General features: G+C 67.6%; 7 protein-coding genes. All 7 read right to left on the minus strand.

Translation table 11 applies throughout. The features are described 5' to 3' along the window. A partial coding sequence (locus G3N93_RS37070; RefSeq protein WP_206135247.1) for an anti-sigma factor domain-containing protein occupies positions 1-619 on the minus strand: 619 nt, incomplete at its 3' end. Further along, the gene (locus tag G3N93_RS37075) at positions 616-1,227 is read right to left on the minus strand and encodes a sigma-70 family RNA polymerase sigma factor (protein WP_174940072.1); all 612 of its coding nucleotides are present in this window, start codon (positions 1,225-1,227) and stop codon (positions 616-618) included. The genes G3N93_RS37075 and G3N93_RS37070, both read right to left, overlap by 4 nt. A gap of 203 nt (positions 1,228-1,430) precedes the next feature. Beyond that, a complete protein-coding gene (locus G3N93_RS37080) occupies positions 1,431-1,685 on the minus strand; it encodes a GlsB/YeaQ/YmgE family stress response membrane protein (protein WP_174953573.1) in 255 nt (84 codons plus the stop codon). 128 nt (positions 1,686-1,813) lie between these two features. Continuing rightward, complete coding sequence (locus G3N93_RS37085; RefSeq protein ID WP_174938131.1) at positions 1,814-2,035, minus strand: hypothetical protein; 222 nt, start codon at positions 2,033-2,035, stop codon at positions 1,814-1,816. A gap of 55 nt (positions 2,036-2,090) precedes the next feature. Further along, on the minus strand, positions 2,091-2,222 hold the full coding sequence (locus G3N93_RS42140; RefSeq protein WP_277396316.1) for a hypothetical protein: 132 nt from the start codon (positions 2,220-2,222) through the stop codon (positions 2,091-2,093). A 15-nt stretch (positions 2,223-2,237) separates the two neighbouring features. Beyond that, complete coding sequence (locus G3N93_RS37090) at positions 2,238-2,435, minus strand: CsbD family protein (protein ID WP_011356274.1); 198 nt, start codon at positions 2,433-2,435, stop codon at positions 2,238-2,240. A 57-nt stretch (positions 2,436-2,492) separates the two neighbouring features. After that, positions 2,493-2,843: a BON domain-containing protein gene (locus tag G3N93_RS37095; RefSeq protein WP_174981588.1), complete on the minus strand. Its 351-nt coding sequence runs from the start codon at positions 2,841-2,843 to the stop codon at positions 2,493-2,495. Positions 2,844-2,994 lie beyond the last annotated feature (151 nt).

Consider the following 2,994-nt stretch of genomic DNA (forward strand, 5'->3'; position numbering starts at 1 on the left):
TCGCGGGCGGCAGCGTAATCGACGCGGGCGCGTCGGGCGGGAAGACGCCGAGCGAAACCGGTTTCGCGTGGGGTGGAATCAACCAGAGCTCGGTCGAGCGGTTCGCGGCGATCGTCGGCTTGTCGGCCGGTACCACGACCATCCGGGCGCGCCGCAGGTCGACCGTGGCGGTCCAGTGCGCGACGCCGTCGGACCGGGCCAGCGTGGCGACCATGTAGGGGTTCTCCACGACGGCGGCGCGCTCGGGCGGCGCTTCGCGCAACCAGAACAGATTGACGGCGAGCAGCCCCAGCGCGGCGGCGCTCGCGCCCATGCCGACCCAGCGCCACAGCTTCAGGTTGTTCCACCAGCCGCCGGACGGCGCCGTGCCGGGCGCGGACGGTGCGGAGAAGAAGCCGAGATCGCGCTGGATCCGCGTCCAGATCCGGCCGGGCGGCTCGACGGGCGCAACATCGTCGCCGAGCGGCGCGACGTGGTGCTGCCAACGATCGAGCGTGGCCTGCAACGCCGGGTCGCGGGCGACGGCCTGCTCCAGTTCGCCGCGCGCATCGGCATCGAGCACGCCGAGTGCATATTCGGCGCAGCGCAGTTCGGCATCGTGATCGGCGGGCGTATTCATTGTTCCAGACACACTTTCAACTGCATCAGGCTGCGCCGGATCCAGCTTTTCAGGGTTCCGAGCGGCACGCGCAGTCGCGCCGCCAACTCGGCGTAGGTCGCACCGCTGAAGAAGGCCTCGCGCACGGCGCGGCGCTGGGGCGGTTCGAGCCGTTCCAGGCAGCGCTCCAGGCGCTGCCGCTCCTGGCTGGCTTCCGCCAGCGCGGCGGGTGTCGGGTCGTCGTCGGGCAGGTCGAGCACCTGCTCCTCGTCGAGCGGCGCCTCGCGATGCTGCCGCATCCGGTCGATCGCCCGGTTGCGCGCCAGCGTGATCAGCCAGGTCATGGCGCCGCCGCGCGCAGGGTCGAACGTGTCGGCACGGCGCCACGCGGTGGTGTAGACCTCCTGCAGCAGATCCTCGGCCTCGCCCTGGTCGTGGAGCATGCGGATGACGATGCCGAACACGCGCGACGACGTCAGCCGGTACAACTCGGCGAAGGCCGCCTGGTCGCCGCGTGCGACCCGCAGCATGACCTGATTCAGGTGCGCGCGACGCGCGGCATCGGCGTCGCCCTCGCGTGAAGACTCTGATGGACCGAAGCGCTCGGCACTATCTGGCGTGTCGTTCATGCGGAGGAAGGGGCGCGGATCGCCTCGGCGTGAATGTCGAGCGGAATATAGCATCGGACGCATCTGAATGGGTCATCGGCGGCTGACACGCGCAGGACGCCGCGCGGGGCGGCGGCCTGCTTCGTGCCCGATGAGCCAGATACGAACGAATTCGCCGCCCGGATGCCGGCGTCAGCCCCGCATCCGGCGCGCGGGATGACCCGTCACGTTGCGCGACGGAACAGGCGGATCACGAGCAAGAGGATCACGGCGCCGATGAGGGCGATGACGATCGAACCGAGTATTCCGCTGAAGCCGATGCCGAGCAACCCGGCGAGCCAACCGCCGATCACCGCGCCCACGATGCCGACGACGATGTCGATGAGCAGGCCGAAACCGCTGCCCTTGACGAGTACGCCCGCCAGCCAGCCGGCGATGGCGCCGATGACCAGCCATACGATCAAGCCATGCATGTCCATGAACGATATTCCCTTTGGATTGGCGAAATAGTTGCAAATCCGGTGGCCACGCCTTTACCTGCGGCAGCCGGCACGTTGTGCAACGTCGGCGGTTCCGGAGAACGTCGACCGGCCCCGTCGTGACTCGATCATTGCGAGGCGGCAGTTGCGGCGCTGGCCGCCTTGGCTTTCTTTGCCGCTTGGTGATGGCCGATTGCGCAACCCGCGGCGGCGCCCACTGCCCCATGGTGCCCTGCGACATGGCCGGCGACCCCGCCCACCGCTGCGCCCTTCAGGCAACCCGCGGCAAATCCCGGGATCGAAGCGGTCATCAAGGCGATGCAGGCGACCGATATCGAAAGAAATTTCATGGTTTATCTCCCTGAAAAACGCGTTGTATTGTTCGGCTTGATCGAGCAGGCCCGGTCAGAAGACGTGCGTGATCAGATAAAACAGCACCAGCAGCCCGACCGGCACGCCGAGCAGCCAGGCGATCAGGTATTTGCCCATGTCGTTGTCCTGGTGGCCGCGACGCCGTGGGCGCCGCGGCGGTTGCATCAATGCGCCATCGCGTCACAGCTCGCGGTCGAATTCCTTCAACTGCTTCTCGGCCGCGTCGCGGGCGATCCCGTAACGCTCCTGGATCTTGCCGGCCAGATACTCGCGATTGCCTTCCGCGACGGCCAGGTCGTCGTCGGTCAGCTTGCCCCACTTGGCCTTCAGCTTGCCGGAGAGTTGCTTCCACTGGCCCTTGATCTTGTCCTCGTTCATCGTGTGCTCCTTGTCATGCAGGGGATAAAAGGCGCGGCGGCGTGCCGCGCCGGAACGTCAGGCCTTCGCCTTCAGGCCGGATGCGTCGACGTGCTTCACGCCCTTGACCGCGCGCGATACGGCGATCGCCTTCTTCACGGCGATCTTCGTCGGCAGCACGCCGGTGAGCGTGACGACGCCGTCGACCGTCGTCACGCTGATGTCGACGCTCTTCAGGCCGTCGACCGTGGCCAGCCGGCCCTTCACCTTGGTCGTGATCCACGTGTCGGAGACGGGCTGGTTCGATTCGGCCTTCATGCCGTTGTCGGTCGATGCGTCCTGCGCAACCGCGTTCGTGAGCGGCGCGGCACTCAGCAGGAAAGCCGCGCTGACGGCGAGCAGCGTCGAAAGGGGGCGGGTCTGGTTCATGGATGTTCTCCTTCGCTTGGCGTAATGAATCGATGAATGCGAGCGGCGCCGCGCATTACTTGACGATCGGCGTGTCGTAGCCGGGCTCGCGCGGCGGGATGTCCGGGCGCGGCACGTCGGGCGGCAGCGGCACCGGCGGATCGGTGCCGGG

The organism is Burkholderia sp. Se-20378 (assembly GCF_017104665.1).
GTDB lineage: Bacteria > Pseudomonadota > Gammaproteobacteria > Burkholderiales > Burkholderiaceae > Burkholderia > Burkholderia lata.

Bases quoted from the DNA above. Each gene is read 5' to 3' on its own strand.
- G3N93_RS37080 (WP_174953573.1), bottom strand. From the start codon at position 1,685: ATGGACATGCATGGCTTGATCGTATGGCTGGTCATCGGCGCCATCGCC.
- G3N93_RS37075 (WP_174940072.1), bottom strand. From the start codon at position 1,227: ATGAACGACACGCCAGATAGTGCCGAGCGCTTCGGTCCATCAGAGTCT.
- G3N93_RS42140 (WP_277396316.1), bottom strand. From the start codon at position 2,222: ATGCAACCGCCGCGGCGCCCACGGCGTCGCGGCCACCAGGACAACGAC.
- G3N93_RS37090 (WP_011356274.1), bottom strand. From the start codon at position 2,435: ATGAACGAGGACAAGATCAAGGGCCAGTGGAAGCAACTCTCCGGCAAG.
- G3N93_RS37085 (WP_174938131.1), bottom strand. From the start codon at position 2,035: ATGAAATTTCTTTCGATATCGGTCGCCTGCATCGCCTTGATGACCGCT.
- G3N93_RS37095 (WP_174981588.1), bottom strand. From the start codon at position 2,843: ATGAACCAGACCCGCCCCCTTTCGACGCTGCTCGCCGTCAGCGCGGCT.